Below are 17,459 nucleotides of genomic sequence, written 5' to 3'. Positions count from 1 at the left end.
GGAAGAGAGCATGCGCTGGCAAGGGCGTCGCGAAAGCGACAATGTAGAGGACCGTCGCGATCAATCGTCCGGTTTAGGTGGCGGAGGCCGTCAGATTCGTCTGCCGCGCGGCAAAGGCGGTATCATCCTGTTGGTGGTGGTGGCTATTGCAGGTTATTACGGTTATGACCTTACCGCGCTGCTGACGGGTGGGGACGTTGCACCAACCAGCCAGCAGCAACAGCGCAGCGTCAGCACCAATGATGACGAGGCTGCAAAATTCACTAAGGTGATTCTTGCGACCACGGAAGATACCTGGGGCAAGCTGTTCAAACAGATGAACAAACAGTATGTTGCACCAAAGCTGGTGATGTATCGCGGGGCAACCCGAACCGGCTGCGGCACAGGCCAATCCGTGATGGGACCCTTCTACTGTCCAGCCGATCAGACTGTCTACATCGATCTCTCTTTCTATGACGAGATGAAAAACAAACTCGGCGCTGACGGCGACTTCGCCCAGGGCTACGTTGTCGCGCATGAAGTGGGCCACCATGTTCAGAAACTGCTGGGTATTGAGCCTAAAGTACGTGAAATGCAGCAGGGCGCGAGCCAGACGCAGGTCAATCAGCTCTCTGTGAAAATGGAATTGCAGGCAGACTGTTTTGCCGGTGTCTGGGGACACTATATGCAGCAAGAGAACATCCTTGAAGCAGGGGATTTGCAGGAAGCGCTGAACGCCGCAGAGGCGATTGGCGATGACCGTCTGCAGCAGAAGGGTCAGGGCCGCGTAGTGCCGGACAGCTTTACCCATGGCACCTCTGAGCAACGCTACACCTGGTTTAAGCGCGGATTTGATGGTGGCAATCCAGGACAGTGCAACACCTTCGCCAGCAACTGATGATCGCAACACAGTCTATGCAGCAGGCCGGTGTGCGTCGCCTGGCCGTGATCAGCGGCGACCCGGACTGGTGCCTGGAGCGTGCTGCAGAGTGGCATGACGCGTTGCCAGGCGACTGGCTGGTGCTAAGCCCGGAGCCGCTCTTCTCTGCTTCCTCTGGTGAGTCACTTATGCACAAACAGCCAGGCGCGGTTCGCACGCTGCTTGGCCGTGAATTTCGTCATGGGATATTCGATGCCCGCCAGGGCTTTCATGCCGAGGCTTTCGCTGCGCTGGCTGGCACGCTCACCGCAGGTAGCTGGCTGTTACTGCTGGTCCCGCCCTGGGAAGGGTGGTCGCAGCAGCCTGACACCGACAGCCTGCGCTGGGCCGATGTCGCTCAGCCCATCCCAACACCCCATTTTGTTCACCATCTGCAACAGCTGATCCTGGCGGATGACCAGGTACTGCTGGAGCGGCAGCATCAGCCATGCCGTTTTCCGGTGCAGCCTGACTGGCCAGAATGGCACTGTCAGGCCCCGCAACAGCAGCAGGCGATACTCGATCAACTGATGAGACTGCCATCGGGGATCGCGGTGCTGACCGCCGCCCGTGGACGGGGTAAATCGGCGCTGGCGGGGATGCTGGCCCGCCAGAATCGCCATTGTCTGGTCACGGCACCCGCGAAAGCTTCAACGGAGGTGCTGGCCACCTTTGCCGCTGAGCATTTTCACTTTATGGCGCCGGATGCACTGCTGGCGCTGGAGCCGCCGCCCGAGGCGGATTGGCTGATTGTGGATGAAGCGGCGGCGATACCGGCCCCGCTACTGCAGGCGCTGGTCAGCCGTTATCCCCGCGTGTTGCTCACCACCACCGTGCAGGGCTACGAAGGCAGCGGGCGCGGCTTTATCCTTAAGTTCTGCGCCGGGCTTACCGGGGTGCACTATTTCACGCTGGACGAGCCGCTGCGCTGGTCGCGTTGTGATCCGCTGGAGCAGTGGCTGAATCAGGCGCTGCTGTTTGACGATGCCAGCGTGACGGCACCCGATTCTCCGGCCACACCGCATCCTGTTGAACGTCACGATTTCAGCACGCTGGAAGCCGCCTATCGCCTGCTCACCAGCGCGCACTATCGCACGTCGCCACTTGATCTGCGCCGCCTGCTGGATGCGCCGGGTATGACGTTGTGGCGGGCGGGCGAGACACCTGCATTACAGGGTGCACTCTGGCTGGTGGAGGAGGGCGGTCTTGAGCCAGCACTGGCGCAGGCGGTCTGGGCGGGCACCCGGCGACCACGCGGGAATCTGGTGGCGCAATCTCTGGCTGCCCACGCCGGTCTTGCCGAAGCGGCAATCCTGCGCTCGCAACGAATCAGCCGTGTTGCCGTGGCAACGGAGAGCCGTCGCCGCGGAATCGGTCAGCAGCTTGTGGCCGCCGCGGCCCGTGCGGCTGCAGAACACGACTACCTCTCTGTCAGCTTCGGCTACACTGAATCACTCTGGGCGTTCTGGCGCGCCTGTGGTTTTACTCTGGTGCGAATAGGCAGCCAGCGCGAAGCCAGCAGCGGCTGCTATGCGGCAATGGCTATTCTGCCCTGTTCTGCTGCGGGCAGGGCATTAGCGCGCCGGGCGGCAGAACAGCTGGCGCGTGACTGGCCACTGTTGCGACAACATATCGCGCTGGACCTGCAGTTTGATCAGATCCCAGATAATGGATTAACAGCCCAGGATATGCATCTGGCCATCGGTTTTGCCTGGGCGCAGCGGCCCCTGGAGGCGAGCCTGCCGGTATTGCAGCGTCTGGCAGAAGCCAGTGTCGCGCCCGCCCCGTTATTGGCCGCAGTCGTTGCCGCCCCCGATGCGCTAAGCGAGCTTGCCCGGCAGGCAGGCGTGAGTGGCCGTAAAGCGCTGGTCGCGGTGTTACGTCAGCAGGCAGCAACAGCGCTCCAGAGCCTGGGCGTTACTGCGGGCTGACTGCACCGGCCGTTGAAATAATTCGACCAGCTGGTTCAAATTATCCCCATATCATTTTTTGCTACGCGGCGTAGAGTGAACACAGGAGGTCAACAACATGACACTGAAATATGTAATCGTTCAACAGCCTGCTACCACAGCACAGCTGTTTCTGCTCTACCATGGCGTTGGCGATAACCCGGATTCAATGGGTGAGATTGGTCACTGGTTTGCGAAAACCTTTCCCGACGCGCTGGTGGTGTCCGTTGGCTCGCCTGGCGCGGTTCGTCAGTGGTTTGGCGAAACTGACCTGCACGATCAGACTATCCAGCAGCGGGTTGATGCGGCGATGCCGCAGTTTGTCGAGTCGGTGCGTCACTGGCAAAAAAAGAGCGGCGTGCGGGCGGAAGCGACAGCCTTAGTCGGTTTTTCGCAGGGCGGCAGTATGGTGCTGGAAGGCGTCAAAGCGAATCCTGATCTGGCGGGCCGCGCGGTGGTGTTCAATGGCCGGTTTATCACGCTGCCGGAGAAAGCCAGTACCCGCACCACGATTCATCTGATCCACGGTGATTATGATGAGCAGATCCCGTTGCACCATGCACAGGAGGCGGAGCAGCGGCTGACCGCCCGCGGGGGCGACGTCACTCTGGACATCGTTGACGATCTGGCGCATGCCATCGATCACCGCAGTATGGAACTGGCGCTGAATCATCTGCGTTATACGGTGCCAAAACGCTACTTTGATGAGGCGTTAAGCGGCGCAAAACCCGGTGACGATGACGTTATCGCGTTGATGTAAAAATGCCCCTGCAGAGCAGATTGCTGACAATGCCGAACCGGGGGTAATCCCGCCGCTACGCATAAATTCAACACGCAGGGAGCTCGGTCAGAGGAGGAAAGCGTCCCGCGCCAGGGACGGTGCGGGCCGAGCGGCCATGGATTGGCTTTAGCGACTTTCCGATCTGACCGTGTACCCTGCGCAGGCTCGATCTTAACGCTGATGAGGGCTGACTTTATGAAGAACAATAAAAATGCCCCTGCAGAGCAGGGGCATTTTCGTTTACTTCTTCTTCGGCCAGTTATCGTCGTCATCCCATTTATCGTTGAAATCACGATGCGGCGGCAGGTCTGGTTTGTTATCCATAAACTTCTTGTGATCGATGCGTTTCAGATCTTTATAAACGTTCATCAGCACGCCAACCATCAGCAGGATCACCAGGATCCACCAGTAATCTTTAATAAATTCCATTTGCTGCTCCTTAACATCGCCATCAGGCGATCAGTTGTTCCATGATGCGTTGGTACATCCGGCTCAGCATCTGCAGATCTGAAGCTTTCACACACTCATTGATTTTATGAATGGTGGCATTTACCGGTCCCAGTTCAACCACCTGCGCCCCCATCCGGGCAATAAACCGGCCATCAGAGGTTCCACCCGTAGTCAGCAGCTGCGGCTTAATTTCATTATAGTGCGCGACAGCTTTTACGACGGCATCAACCAGCTTACCGCGCGTGGTCAGGAAGGGTTGACCCGAAAGTTTCCACTCAATGGTGTAACGCAGCTGGTGACGATCCAGCAATGCTTCGACGCGCTGGCGAATCAGCTCATCAGTGAGTTCAGTGCTGAAGCGGAAGTTAAACTGCACAAACAGCTCACCAGGGATCACGTTGTTACTGCCGGTGCCCGCCTGGACATTGGCAATCTGCATGCTGGTTGCCGGGAAGAACTCATTTCCCTGATCCCACTCCGTGGCGACCAGCTCATTCAGTGCTGGCATTGCCCGGTGGACCGGATTATCCGCAAGGTGCGGATAGGCGACGTGCCCCTGCACACCATGCACCGTCAGGTTGGCAGTAATTGATCCACGACGGCCATTTTTCACCACGTCACCGACCACTTCCGTACTGGACGGCTCACCGACCAGGCAATAGTCGAGCCGTTCCCGGCGCGCCATCAGCCGTTCAACCACTTTAACCGTGCCGTTGGTCCCGCTGGCCTCCTCATCAGAGGTAATCATAAAGGCGAGTCGCCCTCTGTGATGGGGACGTGCTGCAACAAAACGTTCGGCAGCTACCACCATGGCGGCCAGTGAACCTTTCATGTCGGCCGCACCACGACCAAACAGCATGCCATCGCGTATGGTGGGCTCAAAAGGTGGGTTGATCCAGCGACTGGCATCGCCAGGCGGCACCACATCGGTGTGACCGGCAAACGCCAGTGTTTCACCTTCGCCACGGGTGGCCCAGAAATTCAGGGTGTCGTCGATGTTCATCGTTTCAATCTTAAAACCAATAGCTTCAAGACGGGCGATCAGCAGAGCCTGACACCCGGCATCATCGGGGCTGAGGGAAGGGCGACGAATAAGCTGCTGCGTCAGCTCAATGACCGGGCAAAACATATTATGACCTCTCCTGGATAGCATTCTGATAGGTGGCTTCGCTGAAACCGGCGAGCAAACTGCCATCCGGGGTGCGCAACAGCGGGCGCTTAATCATGGTGGGATGCGCCAGCATCAGCGCTTTGGCGCTGCTGGCATCGGTAACCCCTTCACGGTCGGTCTCTGGCAGTTTACGCCAGGTGGTGCCGCGGGTATTAAGCAGGGCTTCGTAGCCCAGCGCATCGATAAATTCCTGCAGCAGGACATCGCTCAGGCCATCGGCACGGTAATCGTGAAAGTGATACTCAACGCCTGCGTCTGTTAAAAAGCGCCGGGCTTTTTTTATGGTGTCGCAATTTTTAATCCCGAACATCACCCACTGCGTGCTCATTGCCCGATCCTTATTGTCCTGTGAGAAGTAAAAGCTGAAAAAGCAGCCAAAGCGCGAGTTTACCATAGTGTGATCCGTTGCGGCAGTTGCCGGGGCGCGGGAATCTGACCCGCGATCGTGTCGTGAAAGCCACCGTTTATCCTCGGGTAACCGCTATCAATTTCTCAGGTAATCATTACCTTGCTTAGCATTATTTTATTCGGAATTTCGCCATGCAGATAAAATAGTCTACCGCTGGGCTTAAAATAAATTATTTTCAATCGGGTTAAGGAGTTGCTGAAATGTGCGTCAGCTTCCAGAACCGGCAGAATTCATGTTTTTATCAGGCTTGCCGATAAATAAAACAGGTGTAACCGTATTCACCTGATTAAAAAAAGAGCGTAACATCGCCAGCACAATAAGAGAGGGCATCATGATTGACACTGAAATGGGAACCTGGAAAGAATTTATCGAAGCAATGTTACGCAACAAGTAACAGGCTGAGGTAAAGGCGGGGTAAACCTGCTGACTGGAATTCTTACCACACACAGAAATAAGGCGGCCACTGACATCAGTGGCCGCTTTTTATTTGCCTCAGTGATCAGTCGAGTGGCTTCTCTTTCAGCGGGAAGCGACGGCGAACCAGCACAAAGAACAGCGGCACAAAAAAGATCGCCAGCAGCGTGGCGGAGATCATTCCACCCATCACACCGGTTCCTACCGCGTGCTGACTGCCGGAGCCTGCGCCGCTGCTGATTGCCATCGGCAGCACGCCAAAGATAAAGGCCAGCGAGGTCATCAGAATCGGTCGCAGACGCTGACGCGATGCCTCCAGCGTGGACTCCACCAGTTCGCGTCCTTTACTGTTAATCTCATTAGCAAATTCCACAATCAGGATGGCGTTTTTGGCGGATAACCCGACGACTGTCAGCAGGCCCACCTGGAAGTAGACATCATTCTCCAGTCCGCGCAGCCAGGTCGCAATCAACGCGCCGACGACACCCAGTGGGACCACCAGCATCACCGAGAACGGAATTGACCAGCTTTCATACAGTGCGGCCAGGCAGAGGAATACAACCAGCAACGATATCGCATACAGCGCCGGTGCCTGTGAGCCAGAGAGGCGCTCCTGATAAGAAGCACCTGTCCACTGGAACCCGACGCCCAGCGGCAGGGCATTCACCAGCTTTTCCATCTCGTCCATTGCCGTGCCGCTGCTGACGCCATTAGCCGCTTCCCCGACAATCTCCAGTGAAGAATAACCGTTATAGCGTTCAAGACGGGGTGAGCCGGTCTCCCAGCGGCTGGTGGCAAACGCGGAGAAGGGGACCATTTTGCCGCTGCTGTTGCGCACATACCACTTATTGACGTCGTCCGGCAGCATGCGGAATTCGGCGGCGGCCTGTACATAGACCTTTTTCACCCGGCCGCGATCAAGAAAGTCGTTCACATAGGTTGAGCCCCAGGCCGTGGTCATCGTGTCGTTGATGGTATCCAGCGACACGCCCAGCGCCTGCGCTTTACGGGCATCCACATCGATCTGCAGCTGCGGACTGTCATCCAGTCCATTGTGCCGTACCCGTGACAGCGACTTATCGTTGCCTGCCATCTCCAGCAGTTTGTCGCGCATCGCCATCAGTTGGGTATGGCCGATACCGGCGTGATCCTGCAGTTCCATGTCAAAACCAGAGCTGCTGCCCATGCCGGTGATAGCAGGTGGGCTGCTGGCAATCACCCGGCCCTCTTTAATCTTCTGAAACGCTTTGGTCGCGCGATCGATAATCGCAAACGAAGTCCGATCGGCGCCGGGCCGCGCTTCCCAGTCTTTCAGACGGACAAACAGACGTGCGACGTTCTGTCCATTGCCGCCCGGCCCGGCACCGATAGTGGAGAAAACCGACAGTACGTTGGCCTTCTCCTCGGTGAGATAATAATTTTCGACTTTGGCAACGACGCTGGCCGTTTGCTCAAGCGTCGCACCTGCCGGAAGCTGAACCTGAGTCAGGAATACGCCGCGATCTTCCAGCGGCAGAAACGACGTCGGCAGACGCAGAAACAGAAACGCCATCAGGCCAATAATCGCGACATAGACCAGCAGCCAGCGACCACCTGTGCGCAGGATGCCCGCAACGCCGCGTTCATAGCGGTCAGCGTTACGATTAAAGTGGCGATTGAACCAGCCGAAGAAGCCGCGACGCTCGTGCACCTCGCCCTGCGTAGCGGGTTTGAGCAGTGTGGCACAGAGCGCTGGCGTCAGGATCATCGCCACCAGCACTGACAGCACCATCGCCGAGACAATGGTGATAGAGAACTGACGATAAATGGCGCCAACGGTACCGCCGAAAAACGCCATTGGCACAAACACCGCAGAGAGCACCAGCGCAATACCCACCAGTGCACCCTGAATCTGTCCCATCGATTTTCGTGTGGCAGCACGCGGCGAAAGTCCCTCTTCATGCATGATGCGTTCAACGTTTTCCACCACCACAATGGCATCATCCACCAGTAGTCCTATCGCCAGCACCATGGCAAACATGGTCAGGGTATTGATGCTGAATCCAAAGGCATAAAGGACGCTAAAGGTGCCAAACAGCACTACCGGCACCGCAATGGTGGGAATTAAGGTGGCGCGGAAGTTCTGCATAAACAGATACATCACGCCAAATACCAGCACGATTGCTTCAAGCAGCGTCTTCACCACATCGGTAATTGATGCTTTGACGAACGGCGAGGTTTCATAGGCAATTTTTGCTTCCAGGCCGTGAGGGAAATAGTGCGAGAGTTCCTCTATACGCGCCCGTACCAGCTTATCAGTGTTCATCTCATTGGCACCGGACGCGAGCTTCACGCCCAGGCCTGACGCAGGTTGGCCGTTATAGCGGCTCAGATAATCATACTTCTCTGCGCCCAGCGCCACGGTGGCGACATCGCCCAGCGTCACCACAGAACCGTCGGGATTGTTTTTCAGGGTAATGGCCCGGAACTGCTCGGGGGTCTGCAGCATCGACTGGGCGTTGACCGTGGCGTTAAGTGCCTGTTTCTCCACCGACGGCAGGCCACCGACCTGACCCACAGCCACCTGGGTATTCTGCGACTGGATTGCATTGACGACATCGTCGGTGGTGAGCGCGTAAGCGATCAGTTTGTTGGGATCGAGCCAGATGCGCATCGCATATTGCGAGCCGTAAGCATCAACCTGGCCGACGCCATCAATACGGCTCAGCGGGTCCTGAATATTACTGGCGACATAGTCTGAAATATCCTGCTTATCCATACTGCCGTCGGTCGAGACGAAGGCCACCATCAGAATATTGCTGTCACCGGTTTTGTTGACCGTCACGCCCTGCGACTGCACCGCCTGCGGCAATTTGCGCAGGGCGGACTGCAACTGGTTCTGAACCTGCTGGCGGGCTTCGTCGGGATTGGTCCCGGCAGTAAAGGTGAGGGTGATTTGCGCCTGACCGGTGTTGCTGCTGTTCGAGGACATGTACATCAGATTATCGATGCCGGTCATGTTCTGCTCGATCACCTGAGTTACGGTGTTTTCCAGCGTCTCGGCGGATGCGCCGGGATAGTTAGCGGTGATACGCACATTAGGTGGAGCCAGATCGGGATACTGCTCAACAGGCAGCGAAATAATTGAAAGGGTGCCACACAGGCACAGCAGAATCGCCAGCACCCAGGCAAAAATGGGGCGGTCGATAAAGAAATTCGACATTAAATCGACACTCCTCAGGACTTATTATTATCGGTCAGGCCCACCGGCAACGGGCCACAGGCAGAAAGGTCGCAGGGTCTTTACACGATTCTCCGCCGCCTTTCACTTTACGTGCGGCAGCGAGGGAAATCGTGGAGAAATTGAGGAGAAAATGTAAATTCGTTGGCTATTTGCGGCTTTCAAGCCACATCACCGTGGCGGCAACGCGTGAACGGACATCCAGCTTACGCAGAAGGTTACGGATATGCACTTTCACTGTCTCTTCAGAGATATGCAGAATGGCAGCGATCTCTTTGTTTGACAGGCCACGCGCCACCTCCTGGAGCACGTCGCGCTCGCGGTCAGTGAGAAGACGCAGAGGGTCGGCGCTGTGCTGACGGTTATCCAGATAGCTGGCAACGCCCTCACTAAAGACTTTCTCGCCCCGCGATGCCTGCAGAATATGTCCCAGCAGAATCTCTGGCTCGCTGTCCTTGAGCAGATAGCCGTCGGCACCGGCATCCACCATGGCAAAAATATCACTGCGGGCATCGGAGACGGTCAGCACCAGGATGCGCGAGCTGATACCTTCGTGGCGCAGCGCCTTTAGGGTATCCAGCCCGGACATGCCTTTCATATTGAGGTCGAGCAGAATGATGTCAGGTTCCTGACGGCGGGCTTCCGCCAGCGCTTCGGTGCCATTTTTAGCCTCGGCGATCACGTCCAGCCGGGGATCCAGTGCCAGCAGCTGACGAACGCCGCGGCGCATCAGAGGGTGATCATCCACAATCATCAATGTTAATGCGGGCTGTTGCATAATTTCTCCGTTTTATCGTTTCAGACTGCGGCGGGGCAACACGTATCGCGCACCGGTATGCCTGTGTTCAGCCTTTAATAGCCGGCTATCTGTAGCCAGTAGCGTGTTTTAATTATTTGAAGGATAAATTACGTTAGCTGCCGTGCCGGTTGCGGTGGAAAGCGCAGTTCAACCCGGGTCCCTTGTTCCTGTGCGTGAAGGGTCAGATTACCATTAAGGCGCTGGGCTCGTTCAGCCATAATCGTCAGACCGTAATGGCTTGGAGGTTCGTCAGTACTGCCGATGCCCACGCCGTCATCCGTTATTGTAAGTAAGTGCTCACCCTGATTGCTGTGCTGATAGTCCACGTTGATCACCTGCGCACTCGCATGACGGATCGCATTCAGCAACGCCTCCCGGGCGATCTGCAAGACATGTACCTGCTGCTGTGCCTCCAGACTCTGCAGGCCGGTCTGATAGTTAAAATGTATCTCTGCGCCGCTCTTTTCCTGCAACGAGGCGATCATTGCCTGCATCGCCGCCACCAGATCTGCCTGCTCAATGGTCAGGCGGAAGGTGGTCAGCAGTTCGCGCAACTGACGGTAGGCATCAGCCAGCGCCTGATCGAAGTCAGCGATAATCCCATGGGCGGCACTGTCATCCTTGTCCACGGTGCGGCGTAACAGGGTCAGCTGAATACGTAAAAAGGAGAGTGACTGCGCCAGTGAGTCATGTAATTCCCGGGCAATCGTCGTTCGCTCTTCAATCAGCAGCATTTGTTGATACTGCTGCTGTGCCTGCCAGATCCAGATTGCGCGTCCCAGCATCGCCGCAAGACTGCGCATCAGCTCATCCGGTGGGGAAGCGCCACATGTCTGCCAGCGTAATTCGCCAATCTGCTGCTCATCCTGCTGTAATGGCTGACGTTGCCACTCACCAGCCGCCTTTTCGTCACCGGCGCGGAACTGAAACTGGTCGCTCTCGAGCCAGATTGCCGTCAGTTTTTCACGCGTCAGCACCGTGGTCAGCACCGCTTCAAACAACGCCGGATGCAGTGGGCTGGCGGTCAGCATTTGTGAGCTGTCATAGAGTAGCGACAGCGTGCGATTCGCCTGAGTTAAGTCTTCCGTCTTTGCGCGAACCGTACTCTCCAGCAACTGGTAATGCGAATGCAGGCGTGCCGCCATACCGCTAAAGGCATGCGACAGAACCCGCAGCTCATTTTGTTGCTCAACGTGCAACGGCGGAAAAGCAAAGTTGCCATTCTCGACGTAGCGGCTGGCTGTGACCAGCGCATTCAGTGGCCGCACGACATGCAGTCGGGTAAAGCGAATCGTCATGAGCGCCAGCGCCACAATCGCAATAACACCGACCAGGCTGCTGGCGGCCACCAGATGCATTTTTAATTCGGTATAGCGTTGCAGACCCAGAACAAAGCGATCAATTTCCCCGACGTAAATGGGCACCTGCTGCTGCAAGGCCACGCTATCACCCCGTTGCAACGCCTGTTGCAGGAGAGGCCAGGCGGCGCGCAGTCGTTGGTAGCGAACGCCCACTTCGCGCGGTACCCAGGGCCGATCAAGATTTTGCAGCACTGGCGCATCCAGCGTTTGCTGATAGCGCGCGAAATGTTGCGGCAGGTTTTGCGGCTGACGGCTGGCATCCCAGGCCATGCGATAGCTCTGCATGCGCAGTGAACCCGCCAGATTAATCGCCTCGGCGTCGCGCTGACTGCTGAGTAGCGTGACTAAGGCCAGACTGGTGGTGAGCAGCGACAGCAGGACAATGGCGCTGAGGGCCCGAGCGATGCTTTGTGTAACTGAACGTTTAACGATCACATTAATGGCCCTCTTCTGAGTGGGGGAATTATATGAGCGAAGTCACGCAACGCAAATGATCCCTTCCCTGTTTATCGCACAGGACATTACAGGTCGCACATAAAATGACCTCGACTGACACTTCCCAGGATGCGTTACGATTTTACGGTTAAAAAGGGAACAGGTTTACATCGTGCCGATGTTGCTTTTCATTGCAGCGCTAATAATTCACTCAGTCATTAGCAACGCAATCCCGATCACAGATCAAGGAGCATCCAATGAAAAAACTGAGTGCTGTACTGGCGGGTGCTTTACTGGCTACCGCCTCATTTGCCACCTTCGCCGCCGCGCCAGTCGATCGGTCACAGGCGCTGGGTATGCAGAGCATCGGCAGCGTCTCTGTCTCCGGCGTTCGCGGCTCACTGGACGATGCAAATCGTCAGTTGTCGCAAAAAGCGGAAGAGATGGGCGCCAGCCATTACCGTGTTATCGGCGTCGATAACCCAGGCGACTCCAGCCTGTGGAGCGGCACCGCAGAGATTTATCGCTAACCCCACCCTCCAGTTTCCATCCCTGTAGCTTTTACCGGCCTGAAAATGGCCGGTTTTTTTGTTTTTGTGCATCAGGATTGATTCTTACAAATCAGCCTGTGCATCTGCCCGGTATATTTTGCTTCGTTCTTGCAGAACGGGTAGGATTCATCGCCGTAAATTCCCGCGCTGCCCGGCACTCACTCACGGGCAAACGCACAGAGGAAAATCCCCCATTTTGCAGGGCGTTACGTTCGCATTGGGGAGACGACGACTGATGGTCCGGACAAACAGGAATGCTATGAAATCTAAAAAGAAAACCCCAGGTGAGATGCGCGCTGCGAAACGCCGCTGGCTGAATTCTCACGATGCTGGCTACCAGAAAGCGATGGGTAACCGTCACGTTCAGATGATTGCGATCGGCGGTGCTATCGGCACCGGTTTGTTCCTGGGTGCAGGTGGCCGCTTGCAGGCTGCTGGCCCCGCGTTAGCCCTCATCTATCTGGTGTGTGGCATCTTCTCCTTCTTCATTCTGCGTGCGCTGGGCGAACTGGTGTTACACCGCCCGAGCAGTGGCAGCTTTGTCTCTTACGCCCGTGAATTCCTGGGTGAGAAAGCCTCCTACGTTGCAGGCTGGATGTATTTCGTCAACTGGGCGATGACCGGTATCGTCGATATCACCGCCGTCGCGCTCTACATGCACTACTGGGGCGCGTTTGGTGATGTGCCACAATGGGTCTTTGCGCTGGGCGCGCTGGCGATTGTCGGCACCATGAACATGATTGGCGTTAAGTGGTTTGCCGAGATGGAGTTCTGGTTTGCGCTGGTGAAAGTGCTGGCGATTGTGATTTTCCTGGTGGTGGGTGTGGTGTTTCTTGGCACCGGCAAGCCGCTGGATGGCAACAGCACCGGTTTCCATCTGATTACTGATAACGGCGGCCTGTTCCCGCACGGCCTGCTGCCCGCGCTGGTGCTGATTCAGGGCGTCGTATTCGCCTTTGCCTCAATTGAGCTGGTCGGTACGGCGGCCGGTGAATGTAAAGACCCGCAAACCATGCTGCCGAAAGCGATCAATAGTGTGATCTGGCGTATTGGTCTGTTCTATGTCGGTTCGGTTGTGTTGCTGGTGCTGCTGCTGCCATGGAATGCCTATCAGGCGGGCCAGAGTCCATTCGTGACTTTCTTCTCGAAACTTGGCGTGCCTTACGTTGGCAGCATCATGAACATCGTGGTCCTGAGCGCAGCGCTCTCCAGCCTGAACTCCGGCCTCTATTCAACCGGGCGTATTCTGCGTTCCATGTCGATGGGTGGCTCTGCACCGAAATTCATGTCAAAGATGAACGGTCAGCAGGTCCCTTATGCCGGTATTCTCGTCACCATTGCCGTTTATGTCATTGGTGTAGTGCTTAACTACTATGTGCCTTCTCAGGTATTCGAGATCGTCCTGAACGTTGCCTCACTGGGCATTATCTCCTCCTGGGCCTTTATCGTGGTTTGCCAGCTGCGTCTGCGCAAAGCGATCAAAGAAGGCAAAGCAGATGATGTCAGCTTCAAGCTGCCAGGTGCGCCGTTCACCTCATGGCTGACGCTGCTGTTCCTGTTCAGCGTGCTGGTACTGATGGCGTTTGACTACCCGAACGGGACGTACACCATTGCCTCTATTCCGCTGATTGCAGTGCTGCTGGTGCTGGGATGGTTTGGTGTGCGTAAGCGTGTTAACGCTATCGCGCAGACCGAACAGGATCATCACGAGGATGAGCCTCAGTCAACCCGACTGGCTGACGATACCTCACGCTGATCAGGTCTGCATCAATCAGGGCCAGCCTTCGGGCTGGCTTTTTTTTGGCCGCTAATCGCCTTTCTGGCAATGCGAATTAGGATAGTTTTCCGGCAAGCCTGGCCCTATGATGAATAACTCCCTTTATGCGGTAGCGGAGTCTCCATGTCGTTTAAGATCAACATCATCAAAAATAAGCTCCTGTCTGAAAACTGGTTTGTGCTGCGCAACTACACCTATGACATCACCGATCGCCGTGGCGAGGTTATCCGTCATAAACGCGAAGTCTACGATCGCGGAAACGGGGCGACCATCCTTCTCTATAACCGCGAAAAGAACAGCGTCGTCCTGACGCGCCAGTTCCGTATCGCCACGTACGTCAACGGCAACGACGGCGGCATGTTGATTGAAGCCTGCGCGGGCTTGCTGGACGACGACTCCCCGGAAGATTGCATCCGCAAAGAGGCGATTGAAGAGACCGGATATGCAGTCGGTGAGGTGGAGACACTCTTTACCTGCTATATGTCGCCGGGCGGCGTGACCGAACTGATCCACTTTTTTGCGGCAGAATACAACGAATCACTGCGCGACAACCCAGGCGGTGGCGTTGAGGATGAGTCAATTGATGTGTTGGAAATGAGTTTCCCTGATGCGCTGGCGATGGTGGCCGATGGCCGTATTCGCGACGGTAAAACCATTATGCTGCTACAGCATGCGCAGATTGCGGGATGGCTGAGGCCTTAGGAAACCCATCTGTCATACCTGTTGCCGCGCAGCATCGCTGAACGTGGAAGGATGCAGCTTTATCCACCTTATGTACGCTTTTTAAGCACTTAACTGCGCTTTTTGCACAGGTTCACAGAATGCGAACCCTGCCAGGCCCGTTGATGCGCTATCCTCTCCATTCTGGTTATTCGGGGATCGATTTTCTTAATGTCGTATTGGATGAAATCGCTGTGGCTGTTGCCGTCTTTGTGGGTTGCCTGTGTTCAGGCGGAACCGTTGCAAAAGTCATTCAACGACTGGCAAATTACCTGCAACAATGTCGCCTTTTGCGTGGCGCGCAATATTCCAGGCGACAAAGGGTTGGTGATGACGATTTCACGTCATGCGGGCGTCAACGATCGCCCCTTGCTGCGCATTGACTATGGCAGCGCCTACAGTGGTGCGCTGCCTGGCGGTCCGCTTCAGGATAACCTGCTGCTCGATCAGCGCCGCCTTAAACCCGACCTCAAACACTGGACGGTAGAACCTCATCATCTCGCCACCAGCAATACCATCGCGATAGATGAGTTCCTTGATCTGGTGATGGAGGCGAAAACCCTGCAGCTCACCTTTGATCCCAATGCGCTGATCTCGTTGCGCGGCATGAAAGCTGCACTGTTGCTGATGGATGACACCCAGGGGCGGGTCAACAGCCTGAGCGCGTGGATCAAGCGTGGCGACCGTGCCAGCTGGGACGTTCCGCCGCCGCCTGCGCTGCCGCCATTGCCGCCTGCTGTCGAGCCGCCCGCAGCACTGACGCGCGATGAGACCAGCGGACTCATTGATTACGGCACCTGGCGGGTCAATACCGATTCCTGTTCACTCGATCCGCTACGCCGGGAAGTCAGCGTGGCTCCCCTTACTGACCAGCGCGCGCTGCTGCTGGTCAGTTGTGAAATGGGGGCCTATAACGTGATCGATTTGGCGTTTGAAGTGACGCGCAGCCAGCCTTACGTGGCGCGGGGTATTACCTTAACGTTGCCGTTTACACCGCCGGGTGCCAGCGATCGTCAGCTGGAGCTGATTAACGCCGAGTATGATGCGGCCAGCGGCCAGCTCTACACCTTTGGTAAAGGACGGGGACTGGGCGATTGTGGCAGTGCGACACGCTGGCAGTTTGATGGCACGCGTTTTGTGTTAGCGGAGTATGCAGAAGAGTCGACCTGTGACGCCTGGCACAGCAGTGATGGCTGGCCAACCCTGTGGGTCAGCCAGTCTGACGGTAGCGTACAGCAGCGTTAAGGAATGGCCTGCACCATCATCGGTGAGCCCAGTTGATTACCCACCAGTTCGGCCAGCATATTGTTCACGCCGTCGCTCATTGGCGTAAAGCGGGTCAGCGGCGAGCGCGTCACCACGACAAACACCCCAACGTTATGCTGCGGCACCATCGCCATATAGGTGATGAAACCGCCACCGCCGCCGGTTTTCTGAATAATGCCCGGGCGACCATTTTTTGGCCCCATATAGACCCAGCCCATACCCAGTGCATCCGCTTTACCCGGCACATCCATGCCTTCAACTTTGTGCAGCTGATCGCGACGGTAAATCAGCGTTTGCAGTCGATCGATCTGCGGCGTGCGATGGTTTACGGAAGAGTTAAGGAACTGCTGCATCCAGCGGCCCATATCATCCGGCGTGGAATAGACGCCGCCGCTGCCGATCGCCGCCAGCGTGTTATTACACGGGCTGGCACCTTTCTCCGCCACCATCAGGCGTCCGCACTGCTCAGGCGACGGCGTAAAGGTGGTGTCTTTCATGCCGAGCGGGCGGGTTATCAGCTGCTGAAACAGCGCCGGATAAGGGGTGCCGGCGGCGCGTGACAGCGCATCGCTCAACAGATCGTAGCCCAGGTTGGAGTAGGCGGCACTGCTGCCGGGTGCCGCTTTAAGGCTGGCGCGCGCCAGCCATGTCCAGCGCTCGCTTTTCGTCGGCCAGACAAACACCGGACGCTGCGCTTTGCCGCCCGGCTGTTCGCGCGGCAGTCCGCTGGTGTGGGTTGAGAGATTAATCAGGCGAATAGGCTGGCCGTTATACGTGGGCACGCGTGCACCTGGAGGCGCATATTTACTCAGGGGATCGTCAAGGCGAATCTGTCCGCGTTCAGCCATCTTCACCATCACTTCACTGGTCATCAGCTTACTCAGCGAGGCGATGCGAATCAGTGAATCTTTCTGTGGACGCACATTGTTGCCGGGACGGGTGTCACCGAAGCTGGCGAACACCCGCTGATTGCCATCTATCGCCACCAGCGCCATGCCGGTTGCACCGCTGCCATAAAAAATATGTTCCGCATAGCGATCAACAATCTGAGAAGCCAGCAGCGGATCGGGCGCGACCTGCGCCATGCTTTTTAAAGGAAGCAGTGAAACCATCAGGGCCAGTAAATAGGGTGTACGCATGTTCAACGGAAGTGGCTTCGCTATAGATATCAGAGAAAATCTGCCTTCACTCATCAGGATGCAGCAGGTCAGACCCGTTTTTATCCCGGCAGGAACAACAGCAGGAAAAGAGGGCCAGC

The 17,459-nt window shown here is 56.6% G+C and carries 15 protein-coding genes; 8 read left to right on the top strand and 7 right to left on the bottom strand.

All coding sequences use genetic code 11. The features are described from left to right. Positions 1-10 precede the first annotated feature (10 nt). From ypfJ to ypfH, 3 genes are all read left to right on the top strand, one after another. The gene (gene ypfJ / locus AC6I77_RS13995) at positions 11-877 is read left to right on the top strand and encodes a KPN_02809 family neutral zinc metallopeptidase (RefSeq protein ID WP_003848793.1); all 867 of its coding nucleotides are present in this window, start codon (positions 11-13) and stop codon (positions 875-877) included. Then, positions 877-2,829, top strand: coding sequence for a tRNA(Met) cytidine acetyltransferase TmcA (locus tag AC6I77_RS13990; RefSeq protein ID WP_033761487.1), 1,953 nt, complete (start codon positions 877-879; stop codon positions 2,827-2,829). The genes ypfJ and AC6I77_RS13990 overlap by 1 nt, the downstream gene beginning before the upstream one ends. A 97-nt stretch (positions 2,830-2,926) precedes the next feature. Beyond that, positions 2,927-3,607, top strand: coding sequence for an esterase (ypfH, locus tag AC6I77_RS13985; RefSeq protein ID WP_003848796.1), 681 nt, complete (start codon positions 2,927-2,929; stop codon positions 3,605-3,607). A gap of 261 nt (positions 3,608-3,868) precedes the next feature. Here the strand turns inward: ypfH and AC6I77_RS13980 are convergent, their stop codons facing one another. The 3 genes from AC6I77_RS13980 to AC6I77_RS13970 are packed head-to-tail and all read right to left on the bottom strand — an operon-like array spanning position 3,869 to position 5,577. Beyond that, positions 3,869-4,057, bottom strand: a complete 189-nt coding sequence (locus AC6I77_RS13980) for a YpfN family protein (protein ID WP_003848800.1) — start codon at positions 4,055-4,057, stop codon at positions 3,869-3,871. Between the two features lie 22 nt (positions 4,058-4,079). Continuing rightward, positions 4,080-5,207, bottom strand: coding sequence for a succinyl-diaminopimelate desuccinylase (gene dapE / locus AC6I77_RS13975; RefSeq protein WP_003848801.1), 1,128 nt, complete (start codon positions 5,205-5,207; stop codon positions 4,080-4,082). A 1-nt stretch (position 5,208) separates the two neighbouring features. Beyond that, positions 5,209-5,577: an ArsC family reductase gene (locus AC6I77_RS13970; RefSeq protein ID WP_033761518.1), complete on the bottom strand. Its 369-nt coding sequence runs from the start codon at positions 5,575-5,577 to the stop codon at positions 5,209-5,211. Positions 5,578-5,989: 412 nt separating this feature from the next. Here AC6I77_RS13970 and ypfM point away from each other — a divergent pair, with 412 nt between their 5' ends. Next, positions 5,990-6,052, top strand: coding sequence for a protein YpfM (ypfM, locus tag AC6I77_RS13965; protein ID WP_376747919.1), 63 nt, complete (start codon positions 5,990-5,992; stop codon positions 6,050-6,052). Positions 6,053-6,157: 105 nt separating this feature from the next. On the opposite strand, the gene acrD is transcribed toward ypfM, so the two are convergent. The 3 genes from acrD to narQ form a co-directional block, all read right to left on the bottom strand. After that, a complete protein-coding gene (gene acrD, locus AC6I77_RS13960) occupies positions 6,158-9,274 on the bottom strand; it encodes a multidrug efflux RND transporter permease AcrD (RefSeq protein WP_003848807.1) in 3,117 nt (1,038 codons plus the stop codon). A gap of 166 nt (positions 9,275-9,440) precedes the next feature. Further along, entirely contained in the window at positions 9,441-10,070 is a 630-nt protein-coding gene (locus AC6I77_RS13955; protein ID WP_497817060.1) for a response regulator, read from the bottom strand. Between the two features lie 128 nt (positions 10,071-10,198). Continuing rightward, positions 10,199-11,887: a nitrate/nitrite two-component system sensor histidine kinase NarQ gene (narQ, locus tag AC6I77_RS13950; protein ID WP_497817059.1), complete on the bottom strand. Its 1,689-nt coding sequence runs from the start codon at positions 11,885-11,887 to the stop codon at positions 10,199-10,201. Between the two features lie 257 nt (positions 11,888-12,144). Between narQ and AC6I77_RS13945 the strand changes: the two genes are divergently transcribed. The 4 genes from AC6I77_RS13945 (at position 12,145) to AC6I77_RS13930 (ending at position 16,180) form a co-directional block, all read left to right on the top strand. Then, positions 12,145-12,417, top strand: coding sequence for a YdgH/BhsA/McbA family protein (locus AC6I77_RS13945; RefSeq protein ID WP_078804647.1), 273 nt, complete (start codon positions 12,145-12,147; stop codon positions 12,415-12,417). A gap of 280 nt (positions 12,418-12,697) precedes the next feature. Next, complete coding sequence (gene ansP, locus AC6I77_RS13940) at positions 12,698-14,194, top strand: L-asparagine permease (RefSeq protein WP_008926539.1); 1,497 nt, start codon at positions 12,698-12,700, stop codon at positions 14,192-14,194. 144 nt (positions 14,195-14,338) lie between these two features. Then, entirely contained in the window at positions 14,339-14,917 is a 579-nt protein-coding gene (gene nudK, locus AC6I77_RS13935; RefSeq protein ID WP_497817058.1) for a GDP-mannose pyrophosphatase NudK, read from the top strand. Positions 14,918-15,106: 189 nt separating this feature from the next. Then, positions 15,107-16,180: a DUF1176 domain-containing protein gene (locus AC6I77_RS13930; protein WP_187512851.1), complete on the top strand. Its 1,074-nt coding sequence runs from the start codon at positions 15,107-15,109 to the stop codon at positions 16,178-16,180. Here AC6I77_RS13930 and ampH read toward each other — a convergent pair. Beyond that, complete coding sequence (gene ampH / locus AC6I77_RS13925; protein ID WP_003848822.1) at positions 16,177-17,340, bottom strand: D-alanyl-D-alanine-carboxypeptidase/endopeptidase AmpH; 1,164 nt, start codon at positions 17,338-17,340, stop codon at positions 16,177-16,179. The genes AC6I77_RS13930 and ampH overlap by 4 nt on opposite strands. Positions 17,341-17,459: the final 119 nt, after the last annotated feature.

The organism is Pantoea sp. X-Soil-ISGK-259 (genome assembly GCF_059730705.1).
This window is presented reverse-complemented; position numbering and strand designations above follow the sequence as displayed.

Excerpts from the sequence above, each read along its gene's own strand:
- AC6I77_RS13990 (WP_033761487.1), top strand. The coding sequence starts at position 877 with ATGATCGCAACACAGTCTATGCAGCAGGCCGGTGTGCGTCGCCTGGCC.
- ypfH (WP_003848796.1), top strand. The coding sequence starts at position 2,927 with ATGACACTGAAATATGTAATCGTTCAACAGCCTGCTACCACAGCACAG.
- AC6I77_RS13955 (WP_497817060.1), bottom strand. The coding sequence starts at position 10,070 with ATGCAACAGCCCGCATTAACATTGATGATTGTGGATGATCACCCTCTG.
- dapE (WP_003848801.1), bottom strand. The coding sequence starts at position 5,207 with ATGTTTTGCCCGGTCATTGAGCTGACGCAGCAGCTTATTCGTCGCCCT.
- acrD (WP_003848807.1), bottom strand. The coding sequence starts at position 9,274 with ATGTCGAATTTCTTTATCGACCGCCCCATTTTTGCCTGGGTGCTGGCG.
- ansP (WP_008926539.1), top strand. The coding sequence starts at position 12,698 with ATGAAATCTAAAAAGAAAACCCCAGGTGAGATGCGCGCTGCGAAACGC.
- AC6I77_RS13970 (WP_033761518.1), bottom strand. The coding sequence starts at position 5,577 with ATGAGCACGCAGTGGGTGATGTTCGGGATTAAAAATTGCGACACCATA.
- nudK (WP_497817058.1), top strand. The coding sequence starts at position 14,339 with ATGTCGTTTAAGATCAACATCATCAAAAATAAGCTCCTGTCTGAAAAC.
- AC6I77_RS13930 (WP_187512851.1), top strand. The coding sequence starts at position 15,107 with ATGTCGTATTGGATGAAATCGCTGTGGCTGTTGCCGTCTTTGTGGGTT.
- ampH (WP_003848822.1), bottom strand. The coding sequence starts at position 17,340 with ATGCGTACACCCTATTTACTGGCCCTGATGGTTTCACTGCTTCCTTTA.
- AC6I77_RS13980 (WP_003848800.1), bottom strand. The coding sequence starts at position 4,057 with ATGGAATTTATTAAAGATTACTGGTGGATCCTGGTGATCCTGCTGATG.
- ypfJ (WP_003848793.1), top strand. The coding sequence starts at position 11 with ATGCGCTGGCAAGGGCGTCGCGAAAGCGACAATGTAGAGGACCGTCGC.
- AC6I77_RS13945 (WP_078804647.1), top strand. The coding sequence starts at position 12,145 with ATGAAAAAACTGAGTGCTGTACTGGCGGGTGCTTTACTGGCTACCGCC.